Consider the following 17,952-nt stretch of genomic DNA (forward strand, 5'->3'; position numbering starts at 1 on the left):
ATGTCGATGACCGATCCCGAGCGCATTCCCGTCATCGTCGGCGTCGGGCAGGTGAGCGACCGCCCCGCCGATCCCGACGAGGGGCTCGACTCGCTCGGGCTGATGGTCGCGGCGCTGAACCTCGCCGCCGACGACGCGGGCGTCGCACTTGCCGAGATCGACAGCCTCGCGATCGTCGACCAGATCAGCTTTCACAGCCTCGGCAAGCTCTGCGAACCGCTCGCCGCCGCGATCGGCGCGAGCCCGGCAATCAACTATCAATCGGCCGCGCCGCACGGCGACACGCCCGTGCGCCTGCTCAACGAAGCCGCCAACCGGATCGGCGCGGGCGAGGTCAAACTCGCCGCGATCGTCGGCGCCGAGGCATTGCGTACCGCCGCCGGCCGCGCCGCAAAAGCCGCCACCGGCGAGGACAAAAGCTATAATGCGATCCGCAAGGTCGCGACCCGGCGCGAACCCAATTATGCCCAGAAACACGGGCTGGCTGCCCCGGTCGATGTCTACCCGCTGTACGAGAACGCCACCCGCGCGGCGTGGGGCCAGAGCCTCGCGGAAGCGCAGTTCGAAAGTGCGGAAATCTGGTCACGCTTTTCCGAAGTCGCGGCAGAAAACGAGGGGGCATGGATCCGCAATCCCGCGACGCCCGAGGACATCTTGCGCATCGACGAGCGCAACCGCCCGATCGCCTTTCCCTATTCGAAGCTGATGGTCGCCAACTCGTCGGTCAACCAGGGCGCGGGTTTCATCGTCGCCAGCCTCGCCGAAGCAAGGCGGCGCGGCATCGCCGAGGATCGGCTGATCTATGTCGGCATGGGCGCCGCGGCGAAGGAACCCGCGAGCATCCTGCACCGCGACCGCTTCGATCATAGCGTCAGCATGGAAACCTCGATCACGCGCACGCTGGACCTCAACGGCATGACGGCGGACGACTTCGACTGCGTCGAGCTCTACAGTTGCTTCCCCTGCGTGCCGAAGATGGCGCGCCGCATTCTCGGCTGGCCGTGGGACCGGCCCGCCACCGTATTCGGCGGCCTCACCTTCGGTGGCGGCCCGATCGCCAATTATATGAGCCATGCGATCGTCTCGATGGTCGACAGGTTGCGCAACGAAGGCCGCTACGGCTTCCTCTTTGCCAATGGCGGTTTTGCGACCGACAATCATTGCATCGTGCTGGGCAGCGAGCCGATCCCCGCCGCCTGCTTCCCGCAGGAGTTCGACTATCAGGCCGAAGCCGAAGCGAAGCGCGGGGCAGTTCCCGAGCTGGTCGAGGATTATGCCGGACCGGCGACGATCGAAAGTTACACGATCTTCTACGGCCGCGACGGCGCACCCAAGGCCGGCGTGGTGGTGGCGCGGACACCTCAAGCGCAGCGCACACTGGCGCATGTCGACGTAAGCGACGCGGCGATGCTCGCCTTCCTGACCGACGGCGCGGCAGAGCCGGTCGGCACCGCCGGGCAGGTCGTCGCAATCGACGACGGGTTCGGGTGGCGCGCCTGATCGCTTGCTGTCACGCTCCCGCACTTGCGGGTGAAGCTTCGGCAAGCAGCCAGTCCCTGGCCGCGCTGATCTCGGCGCTGACGTCACCCTTCCTGACCAGCAAGTGATGGCGAAAGGCTGAAATGGTCGGGCCGAATGGCTGGACCAGCTGGCCCGCAGCAAGCTCCGCCTCTACGAGCGCCAGGCTGACCAGCGCGATCCCCTGCCCGGCCACCGCGGCCTGGATCGCATGGCTTTCGTCGGAAAAGCGAAGCTGCGCGGGTTCGGCCGGTTCGGGCAAACCGGCTTCGGCGAACCAGCGTGACCAGGTCGGATTGTCGGGGTGCCGTCGCCGCCATTCGAAATCGATGCGCGGCCCGTCGGCGACGGCCGCGATTCGCAGCATCGGATTGAGTACGGGTGCAAAGCGATCGGCGAACAAGGGCGTGACCGAAAAATCGGGATAGGGACCGGCGCCGTAGCGGATCGCGATGTCCACCCCCGCGCGCTCCAGATCGACGAGCTGGTCGGACGCCTGAAGCTGCAGGTCGATGTCGGGGTGCAGCGCGCGGAACGCATTGACGCGCGGCACGAGCCAGCGCGCCGTAAAGGCGGTCGTGGCGGAAATCGTCACATGCCGGCGTCCCCGGCGGCGTGTCAGCCGCTCTATCGCCTCGGCAAAGGCGTCGAAGCCGTCGCGGAGCACGGGATAGAGCCGGGCGCCCGCGTCGGTCAGCACCACCTGCCGCGTCCGGCGTTCGAACAGCGCAAGGTCGACATGCGCCTCCAGCGAGCGGATCTGGTGGCTGACCGCGGTGGGCGTAACGGCAAGTTCGGCCGCGGCCTCCTTGAAACTGCCATAGCGCGCCGCCGCTTCGAAGGCGCGAAGGGCGGACAGGGGCGGAAGACGTCGGTTCATAGATGAATCAATCTTATGTATCGAATGACAATTCGACGTTTGTCTACGCTGATAAACAAGAGGATATTCCAGACGTCGGCCGGACACCAATGAATTTTCTTTCCCCAAACCCCGGCCCGAAGGAATTGAAGATGAAACTGGAACGCGTCGTCACCACCCCGGACAATTATGCCCCCTTCCTGCTGTCGCAGGGGATCAAGTTCGGCAATCTGCTCTTTGTCTCCGGCCAGGCGGGCGCCGGCGAGGACGGTCAAATCGTCGCGGGCGGTTTCCGTGCGCAGGGCGAACAGGCCTTTGCCAATCTGCGCCGCGCGCTGGAAGCAGGCGGATCGAGCCTGGAGGACGTCATCAAGGTGACGATTTTCGTCACCGACATGGGCAATTTCAAGGATGTGGTCGAACTGCGCCGCCAGTTTTTCACCGCGCCCTATCCCGCCGACACGATCGCCGAAGTCAAAGCGCTGTATAACGCCGACGTGATGATCGAGATCGAAGCGATCGCGGCCGTCCGCACCGCCGGGGACGCGTAACATGACCGCAACCGCAATCGCGGCGCCGGACACCGCCACCGATCCCCTCTTCGCCCCGTTCAAAGTCGGCGCGATGGACCTCCCCAACCGCCTCGCCGTCGCGCCGATGACGCGCGTGAGCGCGACCGAAACGGGATACGCAACGCCCCGGATGCACGACTATTATGGACGCTTTGCCGACGGCGGCTTTGGCCTGATCATCACCGAAGGACTGTATACCGATCAGGCCTTTTCCCAAGGCTATCTTTTCCAGCCGGGCCTGTCGGACGCGGCGCAGCGCGATGCATGGAAACCGCTGGTCGAGCGCGTTCACGCGGGCGGCGCGCGGTTCATCGCCCAGCTGATGCACGCCGGCGCGCTGTCGCAGGGCAACCGGTTCCGCGGCGATACGCGCGGTCCGTCGGCGGTGCGCCCGGCCGGCCGGCAAATGGTTTTTTATCGCGGATCGGGTGAATATCCGGTGCCGACCGCCATGACCAAGAGCGAGATTGACGAAGCGATCGCGGGTTTTGCCGCGTCGGCGTACCGGGCGCGCGAGGCCGGCTTCGACGGTGTCGAGATTCATGCCGCGAACGGCTATCTGCTCGACCAGTTTCTGAGTGAAGGCGTCAATCTTCGCACCGACGCCTATGGCGGCGATGCGGCCGCGCGCCTGCAAATCACGATCGAGGTGGCAGAGGCGGTCCGCACCGCGGCCGGCCCCGACTTCGTCGTCGGCGTGCGCAGTTCGCAGGGCAAGGTGAATGATTTCCACCACAAATGGCGCGGCGAAGAGGAGGCGGCACGGATTTATGCTTTGCTGGGCCAGCTTCCGATCGACTATCTGCACACGACCGAGTTCGAGGCGTGGCAGCCCGCGTTCGACGAGGGTGCAAGCCTCGCCAGCCTTGCGAAGCGTCATAGCGGCCTGCCGGTGCTGGCGAACGGGTCACTCCACGATCCGGACCGCGCAGCCGACATGCTGGCGCGGCACAACGCCGACGTCGTCACGCTCGGTCGCGGCGCGCTGACGCACGCCGACTGGCCGCGGCGCGTGCAGGCGGGCGCGGCGACCGAAGCGTTCGACCAGACGATCCTCGCGCCATTGGCGGACCTTGCCAACGCCGACCGCGTCCACGCCGCGAAGCAGGCCATCGGCGCATAGCGCGCGCCTTGCTTCGCGCGGTTCCCGAGCCTTCCCCGCAGGAGCGATCCGGACGGGGAAGGTTTCGCGCGATGGGAAATGGGCGCGACCTTGCGATCCGCTCAGATCTCGAACGAAACCCCCTGCGCCAGCGGCAGCGCATCCGAATAATTCACCGTATTCGTCGCGCGCCGCATATATTGGCGCCAGCTGTCCGAACCGCTTTCGCGCCCGCCGCCCGTCTCCTTTTCGCCGCCGAACGCTCCGCCGATCTCGGCGCCGCTGGTGCCGAGGTTGACGTTCGCGATGCCGCAGTCGCTCGCGACGAGGAAGCGCTCGGCCTCGCGCATGTCGGTGGTGAAGATCGCCGACGACAGGCCCGCCGCGACATCGTTGTGCAGCTCGATCACGGCATCGAGGTCATAATAGCGCATGACATAGAGGATCGGCGCGAAGGTCTCTTCGAGTACAGGGCCGACCTGACCCGGCATCTCGACAAGCGCGGGCTTCACGTAGAAGCTCGCGCCCATGCCGACGCGCTCGCCGCCATGCACGACGCCACCGGCGGTTTTGGCCGCCGCTAGTGCCTCCTGCATCATCTCGAACGCCGCGCGGTCGATTAGCGGGCCGACGAGCACCTCGCCCTCCAGCGGATTGCCCACCCCGACGCTGGCATAGGCCGCCTTCAGCTTGGCGACGAAGCCGTCGTAAATGCTGTCATGCAGGAACAACCGCCGCGTCGTTGTGCAGCGCTGCCCTGCGGTCCCCATCGCGCCGAACGCAACACCGCGCAGCGCCAAGTCGAGATCGGCCGAGGGCGCGACGATTACGCCATTATTGCCGCCAAGCTCGAGGATCGCGCGCGCAAAGCGCTGCGCCAGCCGCGGCGCCACCGCGCGGCCCATGCGCGTCGAACCGGTGGCCGACACCAAGGCAACACGGCTGTCATCGACCAGCGCCTCGCCTGCCTCGCGTCCGCCGATCAACAATTGCGCCAATCCTTCGGGCGCATCGCCGAAGCGCGTCAGCGCTCGCTGGAAGATCGCCTGCGTCGCCAACGCGGTGAGCGGCGTCTTTTCCGATGGCTTCCAGACTACGCTGTTGCCGCAGACGAGCGCGAGGGCAGCGTTCCACGCCCATACCGCGACCGGAAAGTTGAACGCCGAGATCACACCCACCACACCGAGCGGATGCCAGACTTCCATCATCCGGTGCCCCGGCCGCTCGGTCGCGATGGTGAGACCGTATAATTGCCGGGAGAGGCCGACGGCGAAGTCGCAGATGTCGATCATCTCCTGCACTTCGCCCGCGCCCTCGGACCGGATCTTGCCCGCCTCGATCGTCACCAGCTTCGCCAGATCATCCTTGGCGGCACGCAATTCCTCGCCGAACAACCGCACCAGCTCGCCGCGGCGCGGCGCCGGCACCTTGCGCCACACGCGGAACGCTGCGGTTGCGCTATCGAGCGTCTCGTCGATCGTGCGGGCGTCGGCGGTGATGAGCCGCGCCATCCGTTCGCCGGTGATCGGCGTGAATGACGACATCGCGCCTTCGGTCCAGACGCGGCGCTCGACGCCCAGCTTTTCCAGAAGCCGTCCGACCTCATCACCGATATCGACCATGGATACTCCTTTCGCGCCGCTATACCGCCCGCGCATAGTCGCCCCTCCCCGTTCGTGTCGAGCGAAGTCGAGACACCCCGAAGTCGTATGCGGCCGACGGGCATCTCGACTTCGCTCGATGCGAACGGATAAGGAGGAGCCGAAGAAGATTCGCGGCAATCGCGACAGGCGTGAAAAAAGCGGGAGAAGCAGACGTGTCCGACCTACCCCCCTCCGAACCTTTGGTCCCTGTGCCCGCCGACGCTGCCGCCAACACCCATTGCACGGCCGCCGACTACGACCGCCTCTACGCGCAGAGCGTCGAGGATCCCGACGGATTCTGGGCCGAGCAGGCGCTGCGACTCGACTGGATTACGCCCCCGACGAAGATCGCCAACTGGTCGTACGACCCGGTCGCGATCAAATGGTATGAGGACGGCGTCCTCAACCTCTGCCACAACGCGGTCGACCGCCATGTCGCCGCGGGCCATGGCGAGCGCACCGCCATCATCTTCGAGCCCGACGCCCCCGACGGCGAGACGCGGCACATCAGCTACAATGCACTCCTCGCCGACGTCATCCGCTTCGCCAACACGCTCAAGAAAATGGGCGTCCAGAAGGGCGACCGCGTCACCATCTATATGCCGATGATCCCCGAAGGCGCGGTCGCGATGCTTGCCTGCGCGCGCATTGGCGCGGTGCACAGCGTCGTTTTTGGCGGCTTCTCGCCCGAGGCGATCCACGGCCGCATCGAGGATTGCGCGAGCGACTGGGTAATCTGCGCCGACGAAGGGCTGCGCGGCGGCAAGGTCGTTCCCTTGAAGGCCAATGTCGACAAAGCCCTTGAACGTATCAACGTCAAGGCGGTGCTCGTCATCGCGCACACCGGCGGCGACGTTGCGATGAAGGAAGGGCGCGATCATTGGTATGATGCGCTGTCGGCCGATGTCGGCGACGAATGCCCGTGCGAGCCGATGAATGCCGAGGACCCGCTGTTCATCCTCTATACCTCGGGTTCGACCGGCAAGCCCAAGGGCGTGCTGCATACGGTCGGCGGCTACAGCGTGTGGACCGCGACGACCTTCTGGTACGGTTTCGACTATCGGCCGGGCGAAATATTCTGGTGCACCGCCGACATTGGCTGGGTCACGGGACACAGCTACGTCGTCTATGGCCCGCTTCAGAATGGCGCGACGACCCTGATGTTCGAGGGTGTGCCCAATTACCCCGATCATGACCGTTTCTGGCAGGTTGTCGACAAGCATCGGGTCAACATCCTCTACACTGCGCCAACCGCGATACGCGCGCTGATGCGCGAAGGCGACGACTATGTGACGCGCCACGATCTGTCGTCGATTCGACTGCTCGGCAGCGTCGGCGAACCGATCAATCCCGAAGCATGGCGCTGGTATCACCAGGTCGTCGGCAAGGGCCGCGTCCCCGTCATCGACACCTGGTGGCAGACCGAGACCGGCGGCATCATGATCACCACGCTGCCCGGCGCGCATCCGATGCAGCCGGGGAGCGCGGGCAAACCCTTCTTCGGCATCCGCCCCGAACTCGTCGATGCCGAGGGCAAGACGCTCGTCTGCGAGCAGACCGGCGGCGCGGCGGAGGGCAACCTCTGCATCACGCACAGCTGGCCCGGGCAGGCACGGACGATCTATGGCGATCACGGGCGTTTCGCCGAAACCTATTTCTCGACCTACAGGGGCAAATATTTCACCGGCGACGGCTGCCGCCGCGACGCAGACGGCTATTGGCGGATCACCGGGCGCGTCGACGATGTCATCAACGTGTCGGGTCACCGCATGGGCACCGCCGAGGTCGAAAGCGCGCTCGTCCTCCACGACCTCGTCGCCGAAGCGGCGGTCGTCGGCTTCCCGCACGATATCAAGGGCCAGGGCATCTATGCCTATGTCACGCTGAACGCCGGGGTTGAGCCGACCGACGAGGTGGCCGCGGCCTTGAAACAGCAGGTCCGTACCGAAATCGGCCCGATCGCGACCCCCGACCATATCCATCTGACCCCCGGCCTGCCCAAGACGCGCTCGGGCAAGATCATGCGGCGGATTTTGCGCAAGATCGCCGAAAATGATTTCGGATCGCTCGGCGACACCTCGACGCTCGCCGATCCGAGCCTGGTCGACGGATTGATCGAAGGGCGAAAGAACCGCTGAGGCCGGGCGCGCGGCGCGTCTGGGATAGGGGCCCCACGCTTTCGGATGATTGAGCGGAGGGTCGGCGGCCGCCACAGAGGGGACGACCCTGGTTCCGGCCGCTCCTCCACCCTCCCTGACGGCCGGAGCAACAAGGCCCGGAAGGTTTCTTACCTTCCGGGCCTTCCTTTTTTCCATCCGGCCGAAGTCGTCAGAAATGAAAGTCGGGAAGTTCCGCCAGTGCGATGCCCAGCGCCTCGGCCCAGCCGTTGGCGACGCTTTCGAAATAGGGATCGTTGCGTTCGAACCGCCGCTCGCGGACGGTGGTGAAATCGTCGCGTTCGTGGACCTTGAGGTCGATCGGCAGATCGACCCCGGCATTGGCGCGGATCGTCGAATCGAACGACACGCAAAGCAATTTCACCGCATCCTCGAACGACATGGCAGGGTCATAGGATCGGACGATGATCGGGCGGCCATATTTCGTCTCGCCGATCTGGAAAAAGGGGTTGTCCTCGCCCGCTTCGATGAAATTCCCTTCGGGATAGACCAGAAACAGCCGCGGCTCGGCGCCCTTGATCTGCCCGCCGACGATCAGCGACGCGCGGAACAGCGATTCGGCCGCCGGGCCTTCGGCATTGTGCCGCATCACGATGCTGCGCAGCGTCTCGCCGACGATATTGGCGACCGCGAACATCGACGGCGCGGCAAGGATCGACGGATGACGCTCCTCGGGCGCCTTGGTGCGCTCGTCGAGCAGGCTGACCACCGCCTGCGTCGTCGCAAGGTTGCCCGCCGACATCAAAGTGATCACGCGCTCGCCCGGCAGATGCCAGCTGCGCATCTTGCGAACCTGCGAGATGTCATCGACGCCAGCGTTGGTCCGGGTGTCCGACATGAACACCAGTCCCTTGTTCAAACGCATGCCAACGCAATAAGTCATCTGATCCTGTTTTCCCCGCCCGGAAAATTCTGGTCCTGGGTCCGCTTATTGCTGGACCTGCAATTGGACAACCAGATTTTCTTGCGCTGCACCATAGCGCATTCCGCGAACCGGCGCGGCGCCCTGATAATCGAGCCCGGTTGCAACGCGGATATAGCGCTGGTCGGGCGAGTGACCGTTGCTGACATCGAAGCCGATCCAGCCGATATGGTCGAAATGCGCCTCGGCCCAGCCGTGCGTGGCGTCCTGATGGGTGCGGTCGTTCATCATCAAATAGCCCGAGACATAACGCGCCGGGTGGCCGAGGTGGCGCATCGCGGCAACGAAGATGTGCGCATGGTCCTGGCACACCCCACCCTCGCCGGCGAGCGCCTGTTCGGCGGTCGTTTCGGCATCGGTCACCCCGATCCGATAGGGCAGCTTGTCGATGATCAGCGCGGACAGCGCGTGCGCGCGCTCGATATCGTTCACGAAATCGCGCCCCAGTTCGGCGGTCAGCGAACGCACCCCGCGCCCCGCACGCGTCAGCGGCGTCGGACGCAGAAAGGTCCATAACGGCATCGCGCCCCGATGCGGTCCGATCACCCCGTCCCAGGTGACCAGCTCGACCTCGCCGGTGCAGCGGATCACCAGTTCGCTCGTCCCGCTGTCGACCGATATCAGGTCGACGCCATTGCCGAGGTGATCGGTATAGTGAAGCTGGCGCGAACCGCCCTCGATCGCGACCGTCCAATCATGGATCAGTTGCTGCCCCGGACGTTCCTTGGGGGTCAGCCTGACCTGCTGGAGCGCATAGCGCACCGGGCTGTCATATTGATAATGGGTGATATGTTCGACGCGCAGCTTCATCGTCATTCCACAAAGCGATAGTCGCGCTCGATCTGCCGCGCGAGCGCGGCGTTGGCGCGAAGAAAATCGGTAATGAACTCGTGCAGCCCGTTGTCGAAGATCGACGCGATCGGGCGCGAGAGCCGGTCGTTGCAGATCGACGCGCCCAACCGCACCGCCTCGGTCTCCTCCCCATAGGCGCGGGCGAGCCAGCCGAGATTGTCGTTCATCTTGTCGCAGCAAAAGGCCAGGCTGCGCGGCATCTGTTTGTAGAGGATCAGGAATTCGGCGATCTTGAGCGCGCTGATCTCCGCGCCATACAGCCAGTGATAGGCGCGGTGCGCCGACACCGAACGCAAGATCGTCTCCCACTGCACATTGTCGATCGAACTGCCGATATGCGCGACCGAGGGCAGCAACAGATAATATTTGACGTCGAGGATGCGCGCCGTGTTGTCGGCGCGTTCGAGGAAGGTGCCGAGCCGCGAGAAATTATAGCCGTCGTTGCGCAGCATCGTCCCCGCAAAGGCGCCGCGCACGAGACCGCTTTGCTGGCGGATCGCGGCGAGCACGTCGGGCAGATCGTCCTCGCGGACCTGCCGTTTCAGCAGCGCACCGAGCGTCATCCAGCTCGTATTCACCGCCTCCCACGCCTCGCGCGTCAGATAGGTGCGCGCGGTGCGGGCATTGTCGCGCGCCTGCTTGATCACCGACATGATGCTCGACGGGTTGGCGGGATCGCGCAGCATGAAATCGACGACGCGCTGCGAGCTATAATCCGCGCCATGCGCTTGCCGGAAATAATAATCCTGTCCCGCCGTGACGAGGACCGAGCGCCATTCGGCCGCGGCGGTGTTCGATCGCGTCAGCGCGATACGGAAACCGGCGTCGATCAGCCGCGCATTATTCTCGCTGCGTTCGAGATAGCGCGCCATCCAATAGAGGCTGCCGGCGGTTTTTCCTAGCATCGCCGTCAGTCCTCCAACACCCACGTATCCTTCGTCCCGCCGCCCTGGCTCGAATTGACCACCAGCGACCCCTTGCTCATCGCGACGCGCGTCAGCCCGCCCGGCGTGATCCTGATCCCCTGCGGCGACATCAGCACGAAGGGGCGCAGGTCGACGTGCCGCGGCGCCAGCCCCGCCTTGGTAAAGATCGGCACCGTCGAGAGCGACAGGGTCGGCTGCGCGATATAATTGCGCGGATTGGCTTCCAGCTTGGCGCGGAAGGCCGCGATCGCCTTCTTGCTCGCCGCCGGTCCGACGAGCATCCCGTATCCGCCCGACCCGTGCACTTCCTTCACCACCAGTTCGGGCAGGCGGTCGAGCACTTCGCGCAGATGCTCGGGCTCGCCGCACCGCCAGGTCGGCACATTGGGGAGCAGCGCCTTTTCGCCCGTATAGAATTCGATGATGTCGGGCATATAGCTGTACAGCGCCTTATCGTCGGCGATCCCCGTCCCCGGCGCATTGGCAATCGTGATCCCGCCCGCGCGATAGACGTCCCAGATCCCCGGCACCCCCAGCACCGAGTCGGGTCGGAAATTGAGCGGATCGAGGAAATCGTCGTCGACGCGGCGATAGAGGACGTCGATCGGCGTGTAGCCCTGCGTCGTGCGCATCGCCACACGCCCGTCGACGACGCGCAAATCATGCCCCTCGACCAGTTCGGCGCCCATCTGGTCGGCAAGGAAACTATGTTCGAAATAGGCGCTGTTGTGGATGCCCGGCGTCAGCACCGCGACCGTCGGCGTACCGCCGCACGCGGGCGGCGCGCAGGCCGCAAGCGATTTCAGGAGGTTGAGCGGATAATCGCTCACCTCGCGCACCGAAATCTTCGCGAACAGCTCGGGGAACATCTGGAGCATCGTCTCGCGGTTCTCGAGCATATAGGACACGCCCGACGGTGTCCGCGCATTATCCTCGAGCACATAGAATTCGTCGGCGCCGGTGCGCACGATGTCGATACCGCTGATATGCGTATAGATGCCGCCCGGCGGATCCATGCCCATCATCATCGGCAGGAAGGCCTCGTTGCGCGAAATCAATTCGATCGGGACTCGCCCCGCGCGCAATATCTCCTGCCGGTGGTAAATATCGTGCAGAAAGGCGTTCAGGGCGCGCACGCGCTGTTCGATGCCGCGCGACAGGCGCCGCCATTCGCTCGCCGAAATGATACGCGGGACGACATCGAAGGGGATCAGCCGCTCGTCGGCCTCATCCTGCCCATAGACGTTGAAGGTGATGCCCGTGGTGCGGAAAAATGCCTCGGCCTGCTGCGCCTTGCGCTGGATGCGCGCCGCATCCTCGCGGCCGAACCAGTCCGAATATTCGCGATAGGGCGACCGGACCTCGCCCTCCTGTCCTGTCATCTCGTCGAAAAAGGAAATGCGCCAGCCCTTTCCACGCAGCATGCCATCGTCGGCCGCGCCCGATCGCTCGGGCAAACGGCCCCATATTCCTGCCTGCTGCGTTGCTTGTCTGGCTACGCGGCCGCCAAGCTTGTGAAGGCGATGCTAATCGCGCCCGCGCGCCTTGGCAAGCGGGCTCGTACGAGCGCTTTGTTACCGTAACTTATAGAGTTGACACGGTATTCGTTCGTCACCCCGGACTTGATCCGGGGTCCACCGCTACGCCGTAGCCATGGATGCCGTATCGAGTCCGGCATGACGAGGATGAACCGGTCAGATCGCCCCGTGGCAATGCTTGTACTTGCGCCCCGAACCGCACGGGCACGGCGCGTTGCGGCTGATGTCGAGCGCCGCATAGGGATTCTCGCCCTGGGGCAGATCGGGCTTGGGCACCTGCATCGGCGGCAGGGTATTCGCGATCACGCCCAGCGATCCCGCGTCGATATCGCCGCTGTTATCCTCGCCCGTGAAGGGGTCGATGTGCGTCGTCAGGAAATCGGGCAGGTCGGGCAGCGGCATCGGCTCGGGCTCTTCGAAGCGCAGGTCGATGCGCGCGACGGTGCGCGTCACATCCTCGCGAATGTTCGACAACATGCGCTCGAACAGTGCGAAGGCTTCCTGCTTATATTCGTTGATCGGCTGCTTCTGCGCATAGGCGCGCAGGAACACGACCTGCCGCAACGCGTCGAGCGTCGCGAGATGCTCTTTCCAGTGATGGTCGAGCGTCTGGAGCAGCACCGACTTTTCGATGCCCTTCCACGTTTCGGCATCGACCAGCGCCGCCTTTTCGGCCGCGACCGCATCGGCCTGCGCCTGGATGCGCTCCTCGAACATTTCGGGATCGACCGCGTCTTCCTGCATCCACGCGTCGATCGGCGGTTCGAGGTCGAGAATGTTTGCGACGCGCTCCTTCATCTGCTCGATGTTCCACTGTTCGGGATAGCTGCCCGGCGGGCACGCATCGGCGACGATGGCGTTCACCGTCTCGGCGCGCATCGCGAGCATGACGTCGTCGACGGTCTCGCTGTCGATGATCTCGCCGCGCTGCTCATAGATGACCTTGCGCTGGTCGTTCATGACGTTGTCATATTCGACCACCTGTTTGCGGATGTCGTAATTGCGCGCCTCGACCTTCTTCTGCGCGGTCTCGATCGCCTTCGACAGCCACTTCGACCCGATCGCCTCGCCATCCTCCAGATTCTTGTTCATCATCTTGGAAAACAGCGTGTCGGGGCCGAAGATGCGCAGCAGGTCGTCGTCGAGGCAGAGGTAGAATTTCGACAGACCGGGGTCGCCCTGACGCCCCGAACGGCCGCGCAGCTGGTTGTCGATGCGGCGGCTTTCGTGGCGCTCGGTCGCGAGCACGAACAGCCCGCCCGCGGCCTTCACCGCCTCGCGCTCGGCGGCGACTTCGGCCTTGATCCGTTCGATCGCGGCATCGCGCTCGGGGCCTTCGGGCAGGTCCTTTAGCTCGTCGTCGATGCGGAATTCTTCGTTGCCGCCCAACTTGATGTCGGTGCCGCGGCCCGCCATGTTCGTCGCGATCGTGACCGCGCCGGTGCGGCCGGCCTGCGCAACGATATGCGCTTCGCTTTCGTGAAAACGCGCGTTGAGGACGCTGTGCGGCACGCCTTCCTTTTCAAGATAGGAAGAAAGGAGCTCCGATTTTTCGATCGACACCGTGCCGACGAGCACCGGTTGGCCACGCTCGTTCGCCTCGCGAATCGTGCGGGCGATCGCGCCGAACTTGTCGGTGATATTCTTGTAGAACTCGTCTTCCTCGTCGATGCGCGCGATCGGCCGGTTCGTCGGAATGGTGACGACGTTCATCTTGTAGATGTCGAAGAATTCGGCCGCCTCGGTCGCTGCGGTGCCGGTCATGCCCGAAAGCTTCGGGTACATGCGGAAATAATTCTGGAAGGTGATCGACGCCAGCGTCTGGTTCTCGGGCTCGATCTGCACGCCTTCCTTGGCCTCGACCGCCTGGTGCAGACCGTCGGACCAGCGGCGGCCGTCCATCATGCGGCCGGTGAATTCGTCGATGATCACGACCTTGCCGTCCTTGACGATATAGTCGGTGTCGATGCGGAACATCTGGATCGCCTTCAACGCCTGGTTGACGTGATGGACGACCTGGGTGTTCTCGATGTCATACAGATTGTTGCCCTGGAGCAGCCCCGCGGCTTCGAGCAGACGCTCGACATGCTCGGTGCCTTCCTCGGTCAGGCTGATCGACTTGGACTTTTCATCCTTTTCATAATCCTCGTCGACCAGCTGGAGCACGACCTCGTTGACGCGGATGTAAAGCTCCGACTTGTCATCGGTCGGGCCCGAGATGATCAGCGGGGTACGCGCTTCGTCGATCAGGATCGAATCGACCTCGTCGACGATGCCGAAATTGAAGGTGCGGTGGACCATCTGCTGACGGTCGAATTTCATATTGTCGCGCAGGTAATCGAACCCCAGCTCGTTGTTCGTCGCATAGGTGATGTCGCTGTTATACGCGTCGCGGCGCTGCGTTTCGTTGAGGTTGGGAACGATGACCCCGGTGGTCAGGCCCAGGAAACCGTAAACGGTGCCCATCCATTCGGCGTCGCGCGTGGCGAGATAGTCGTTCACCGTCACGACATGCACGCCCTTGCCTTCGAGCGCGTTCAAATAGCAGGGCAGGGTCGCCATCAGCGTCTTGCCCTCGCCCGTCGCCATTTCGGCGATCTCGCCGCGATGCAGCACGACCCCGCCGACCATCTGGACGTCGAAATGGCGCATGCCGAGCGTACGGACGGCGGCCTCGCGCACCGTCGCAAAGGCTTCGGGCAGGATGTCGTCGAGCGTCTCGCCGGCAGCCAGGCGGTCGCGGAACTTCTGCGTCTGGGCCTGCAATTCGGCGTCGCCCAGCGCCTGCATCGCGGGCTCGAAGGCGTTGATCTTGTCGACGATCTTGCGGATCGAGGCGACATAACGGTCGTTGGACGAACCGAACAAGCTCTTGGCGAGGCCAGCAAACATTGTATTTTCCTTGGAATTAGAATGAGATGGCGGCACTGCGGCCGCTGTATATGGTCAAAGCCCCAGTATGCAGGGCGGCGCCTCTATAGGGACGCTGGAACCTGGCTCTATTCGAGCGCGCGGTCGCTGCCGGTCAGCAGGCCGGGAAGGTGCGGCGGCGCGGCCTTGCGCGGCTTGCCGCTGCCGCTCGTTGTGCGCCGCGTCGGCGCGGTGGTCGCCGGGCGACGCGCATTTTCGCTGGTCTCGGCCTTGCCCGCCGTTTCGGCGAGCATGACGAGGGCCCCCATCGCCGCCGGTGTGGCAGGCGCGGCAACCGCGCGGTCGGCTGTGGCCAGACCGGTCAGCAATGCCAAAAGGGTCAGCAGTAACCGCAAGAATCGCCCCTCTACACGTCCGGAGCGATAAATATTGCGCCCCGTTCGCTGAACATAGGGTGAAAGCGGCGCCGCGTCCAGACCCGTCGCTATTTGGCCGACGCTGGTTTGACGGGTGCCGACTTGGCCTCCGCCGACGGTGGTGCGTCCTCGATAACCAGTTCGGTGCGCATGGTGACGCGTTTCGCGGCGGGCTTGCCGTCGCTGCCGACGAACGGCGCGTAACGCGCCTGTGCGGGAAACATGTCGCACGGCGTCATCCCGTTCGGCATCGAACCGATTCCCCCTGTTGTGGAAAAACGACAATCGGCGACGCGGCCATCGGCACCCAACAGCAGCGTCACCGTCGCACTCCCCGGCTTGCCCATCGGGAAGCTGCGCTCGCGCTGGACCGCCACGCCGCCGGGGCCTTCCTCGGCCGCTTCCGGCAGCGTCCACCGGAATGTCGTCGCGACGATCGAGCGGACGGGCCTTCCGTCGCTGTCGAGCGCGGGCGAGAATTTGCCATTGCTACGCATCAGCGCGCAGGCCGCCTCGTCGAGCGCGAACGAAAGGCTGCTCTCGTTGACCTTGCAGCCCGTGACTTGCCCGGCGGCGTCGATGCCCAGCTCCATATGGACAACACCCTCCTCGCCTGCAGCGCGTGCGGCGGCCGGATAATGGGCGGCGGGGTCGATCCGCATCAGCGCATCATCAGGCGTCGGCCCGCGCGGCCAGCTTTCCTGCGCCGCATCGAGCGCGAAGCCCGCCACCGCGACCGATTCGTCATATTTGGGTATCTGCCAGCGAATGCGGTTGCTGTATGTCCCGCCCGTCGGCTTGCCGCTCTCGTCGCGGCCGGGCGTAAAACGCGCACGCGCCATGATCAGCTCGCACGTCGTGGTATCGAGATCGTCATGACCGCTCGACGATAGGATTTCGCAATGGGTGGGCAGGCCGTCGGGCGCGATCCTCAGGCGAAAGACCGTCGTCCCCTCGCGCTCGTCGTGCATCGCCGCAGGCGGGTAATCGTCGTTGGTCGCCCAGCTGGCCGGATCGGTTGCCGGCATCATCGGCTCGACCGGCTCCGCAACGACGACCTGCGTCACAAGCTCGCCCGGCGCGGCCAGCGCCAAAAATATCGCAAACACCGAAGCCCCCTACTCCAATTGCGGATTCAATTCCTTCACTTCCATAAGGAAACTTTTTGGCTTCTTGAACAACTTACTCTTGCGATTGACCGCCAGCCCGACGATTTCGGCAAGCTCCATCACGAAATGCACGCAATTACGCTTGTTCAGACTGTAACTCGGCTGGTCACGCGTCCGCCATTCGTCGACCTTTGCCAGCAGCCGCGCATAGGTCGCGTCGTCGACGGTCACCTCGAACTGGCGGTCGCTCTTTGCGATATAATCGGGCTTCGACGATTCGACCTTCCCTTTGACCGATCCGAACAGGATCGCGGGGCTGACCGATGTTGCGGTAAAGCCGTAATTGGCGTCGACCATTTCCCCCGTCGCGTCGACCGTGCCCTTCAGCACGACAAAGGCGTGCGGAAAGCGATCGCCGAAATCATGGCTGTAGAAACTCACGACGACCTCCGCCCTCGCCGGCGCGGAAAACCCCGCGCAAAACAGCAGCATCGGCAGGAAGATCAGGCGGAGGCCGCGGGTCATCCCCGCCCTCTTAGCCAGCGGCGCCGTCGATTGCCAAGCCGCGATTGCCGCTTGACGGACCCGTCAACTTCGCATCTTGTCGCACTGACAACGATGTAAGGAGGGGCGCTATGACACGGAAGGCGATTTTCATCACCGGTGGCGGATCGGGCATCGGCCGCGCGGTCGCGCGCCATTTTGCCGGGCAGGGCTGGTTCGTCGGCATCGCCGACGTCAACGGCACGGGGATCGACGAAACCGCGGCGCTGCTGCCCAAAGGCGCGACGTCGCGCCATGTAATGGACGTGCGCGACCGCGACCAGTGGAAAGGCGCGCTCAACGCCTTTGCCGCAGCCAGCGGCGGCCGCCTCGACGTGCTGTTCAACAATGCGGGCATCGGGTCGGGCGGGCAGTTCATCGACATGGCCCCCGAAGAAGCCGACCGGCTGATCGCAATCAATTTCGGCGGCGTCGTCAACGGCATCTATGCCGCGCTTCCCCTTCTCCGCGCCACGCCGGGGGCGACGATCCTCAACACCGGATCGGCGTCGGGCTTTTACGGCGTCGCCGGGCTTGCCGTCTATTCGGCGACCAAGTTCGCGGTACGCGGGCTGACCGAGGCGCTCGAAATCGAATTTGCCAAACATGGCATCAAGGTCCGCTCGCTGATGCCCGGCTTCATCGACACCCCCCTGCTCGACCAGGTCAGCGCCGACAGCAACGAACCCGCGCGCAACCGCCTGTCGGACAGCGGGTTCGAGATCGTCCCGGTCGAACGCGTCGCCGAAGCGGCGTGGGATGCCGTCCACGGAAGCGCGATCCACACGACCGTCGGCAAGATGGCGAAACGCCTGTCACGCCTCGCGCGCTGGTTCCCGGGGCTGATCGTGCGCCAGTCGAAGAAGATCGATGCGCTGGGGGCGGCGGGGCACTAGCCCCTTTC

At 64.5% G+C, this 17,952-nt stretch carries 15 protein-coding genes; 5 read left to right on the plus strand and 10 right to left on the minus strand.

The features are described 5' to 3' along the window. The gene (locus ATE71_RS14840) at nt 1-1,500 is read left to right on the plus strand and encodes an acetyl-CoA acetyltransferase (protein WP_058804146.1); all 1,500 of its coding nucleotides are present in this window, start codon (nt 1-3) and stop codon (nt 1,498-1,500) included. Nucleotides 1,501-1,510: 10 nt separating this feature from the next. On the opposite strand, the gene ATE71_RS14845 is transcribed toward ATE71_RS14840, so the two are convergent. Next, nucleotides 1,511-2,398, minus strand: coding sequence for a LysR substrate-binding domain-containing protein (locus ATE71_RS14845; protein ID WP_058804147.1), 888 nt, complete (start codon nt 2,396-2,398; stop codon nt 1,511-1,513). A gap of 131 nt (nt 2,399-2,529) precedes the next feature. On the opposite strand from ATE71_RS14845, the gene ATE71_RS14850 reads away from it, so the two are divergent. Both ATE71_RS14850 and ATE71_RS14855 read left to right on the plus strand, forming a co-directional pair. Further along, nucleotides 2,530-2,928 carry a RidA family protein gene (locus ATE71_RS14850; RefSeq protein ID WP_058804186.1) on the plus strand — a complete coding sequence of 133 codons (399 nt, stop codon included), beginning with the start codon at nt 2,530-2,532 and terminating at the stop codon, nt 2,926-2,928. Between the two features lies 1 nt (nt 2,929). Beyond that, nucleotides 2,930-4,072, plus strand: a complete 1,143-nt coding sequence (locus tag ATE71_RS14855; protein ID WP_058804148.1) for an NADH:flavin oxidoreductase — start codon at nt 2,930-2,932, stop codon at nt 4,070-4,072. A 101-nt stretch (nt 4,073-4,173) separates the two neighbouring features. Here ATE71_RS14855 and ATE71_RS14860 read toward each other — a convergent pair whose 3' ends face one another. Beyond that, a complete protein-coding gene (locus ATE71_RS14860; protein ID WP_201022962.1) occupies nt 4,174-5,673 on the minus strand; it encodes an aldehyde dehydrogenase family protein in 1,500 nt (499 codons plus the stop codon). 194 nt (nt 5,674-5,867) lie between these two features. Here ATE71_RS14860 and acs point away from each other — a divergent pair, with 194 nt between their 5' ends. Continuing rightward, on the plus strand, nt 5,868-7,832 hold the full coding sequence (acs, locus tag ATE71_RS14865) for an acetate--CoA ligase (RefSeq protein ID WP_058804150.1): 1,965 nt from the start codon (nt 5,868-5,870) through the stop codon (nt 7,830-7,832). A gap of 190 nt (nt 7,833-8,022) precedes the next feature. Here the strand turns inward: acs and ATE71_RS14870 are convergent, their stop codons facing one another. The 8 genes from ATE71_RS14870 to ATE71_RS14905 form a co-directional block, all read right to left on the minus strand. Then, nucleotides 8,023-8,754, minus strand: coding sequence for a peptidase (locus ATE71_RS14870; RefSeq protein WP_058804151.1), 732 nt, complete (start codon nt 8,752-8,754; stop codon nt 8,023-8,025). Nucleotides 8,755-8,799: 45 nt separating this feature from the next. Next, complete coding sequence (locus tag ATE71_RS14875) at nt 8,800-9,609, minus strand: transglutaminase family protein (RefSeq protein ID WP_321164283.1); 810 nt, start codon at nt 9,607-9,609, stop codon at nt 8,800-8,802. Then, nucleotides 9,606-10,550 (minus strand): alpha-E domain-containing protein, encoded by a 945-nt coding sequence (locus tag ATE71_RS14880; RefSeq protein ID WP_058804153.1) that lies wholly within the window; start codon nt 10,548-10,550, stop codon nt 9,606-9,608. Before ATE71_RS14880 ends, ATE71_RS14875 begins: the two co-directional genes overlap by 4 nt. Nucleotides 10,551-10,555: 5 nt before the next feature. Beyond that, the gene (locus tag ATE71_RS14885) at nt 10,556-11,995 is read right to left on the minus strand and encodes a circularly permuted type 2 ATP-grasp protein (RefSeq protein ID WP_058804187.1); all 1,440 of its coding nucleotides are present in this window, start codon (nt 11,993-11,995) and stop codon (nt 10,556-10,558) included. Nucleotides 11,996-12,265: 270 nt separating this feature from the next. Beyond that, on the minus strand, nt 12,266-15,001 hold the full coding sequence (gene secA / locus ATE71_RS14890) for a preprotein translocase subunit SecA (RefSeq protein WP_058804154.1): 2,736 nt from the start codon (nt 14,999-15,001) through the stop codon (nt 12,266-12,268). A 107-nt stretch (nt 15,002-15,108) separates the two neighbouring features. Further along, nucleotides 15,109-15,348, minus strand: a complete 240-nt coding sequence (locus ATE71_RS14895) for a hypothetical protein (RefSeq protein WP_235588036.1) — start codon at nt 15,346-15,348, stop codon at nt 15,109-15,111. A gap of 116 nt (nt 15,349-15,464) precedes the next feature. Further along, nucleotides 15,465-16,505, minus strand: a complete 1,041-nt coding sequence (locus tag ATE71_RS14900) for a TonB family protein (RefSeq protein WP_058804156.1) — start codon at nt 16,503-16,505, stop codon at nt 15,465-15,467. Nucleotides 16,506-16,514: 9 nt separating this feature from the next. Next, nucleotides 16,515-17,030, minus strand: a complete 516-nt coding sequence (locus ATE71_RS14905) for a hypothetical protein (RefSeq protein ID WP_058804157.1) — start codon at nt 17,028-17,030, stop codon at nt 16,515-16,517. Between the two features lie 110 nt (nt 17,031-17,140). Here ATE71_RS14905 and ATE71_RS14910 point away from each other — a divergent pair, with 110 nt between their 5' ends. After that, nucleotides 17,141-17,944: an SDR family oxidoreductase gene (locus ATE71_RS14910; RefSeq protein ID WP_058804158.1), complete on the plus strand. Its 804-nt coding sequence runs from the start codon at nt 17,141-17,143 to the stop codon at nt 17,942-17,944. Nucleotides 17,945-17,952 lie beyond the last annotated feature (8 nt).

The sequence above is a fragment of the Sphingopyxis sp. H115 genome (genome assembly GCF_001468465.1).
Classification (GTDB): Bacteria; Pseudomonadota; Alphaproteobacteria; order Sphingomonadales; family Sphingomonadaceae; genus Sphingopyxis.

What these genes read in the sequence shown, in the direction of transcription:
- ATE71_RS14840 (WP_058804146.1), top strand. Translation starts at nt 1, where the DNA reads ATGTCGATGACCGATCCCGAGCGCATTCCCGTCATCGTCGGCGTCGGG.
- ATE71_RS14855 (WP_058804148.1), top strand. Translation starts at nt 2,930, where the DNA reads ATGACCGCAACCGCAATCGCGGCGCCGGACACCGCCACCGATCCCCTC.
- ATE71_RS14880 (WP_058804153.1), bottom strand. Translation starts at nt 10,550, where the DNA reads ATGCTAGGAAAAACCGCCGGCAGCCTCTATTGGATGGCGCGCTATCTC.
- ATE71_RS14850 (WP_058804186.1), top strand. Translation starts at nt 2,530, where the DNA reads ATGAAACTGGAACGCGTCGTCACCACCCCGGACAATTATGCCCCCTTC.
- ATE71_RS14905 (WP_058804157.1), bottom strand. Translation starts at nt 17,030, where the DNA reads ATGACCCGCGGCCTCCGCCTGATCTTCCTGCCGATGCTGCTGTTTTGC.
- ATE71_RS14870 (WP_058804151.1), bottom strand. Translation starts at nt 8,754, where the DNA reads ATGACTTATTGCGTTGGCATGCGTTTGAACAAGGGACTGGTGTTCATG.
- ATE71_RS14860 (WP_201022962.1), bottom strand. Translation starts at nt 5,673, where the DNA reads ATGGTCGATATCGGTGATGAGGTCGGACGGCTTCTGGAAAAGCTGGGC.
- ATE71_RS14845 (WP_058804147.1), bottom strand. Translation starts at nt 2,398, where the DNA reads ATGAACCGACGTCTTCCGCCCCTGTCCGCCCTTCGCGCCTTCGAAGCG.
- ATE71_RS14885 (WP_058804187.1), bottom strand. Translation starts at nt 11,995, where the DNA reads ATGCTGCGTGGAAAGGGCTGGCGCATTTCCTTTTTCGACGAGATGACA.
- secA (WP_058804154.1), bottom strand. Translation starts at nt 15,001, where the DNA reads ATGTTTGCTGGCCTCGCCAAGAGCTTGTTCGGTTCGTCCAACGACCGT.
- ATE71_RS14910 (WP_058804158.1), top strand. Translation starts at nt 17,141, where the DNA reads ATGACACGGAAGGCGATTTTCATCACCGGTGGCGGATCGGGCATCGGC.
- ATE71_RS14875 (WP_321164283.1), bottom strand. Translation starts at nt 9,609, where the DNA reads ATGACGATGAAGCTGCGCGTCGAACATATCACCCATTATCAATATGAC.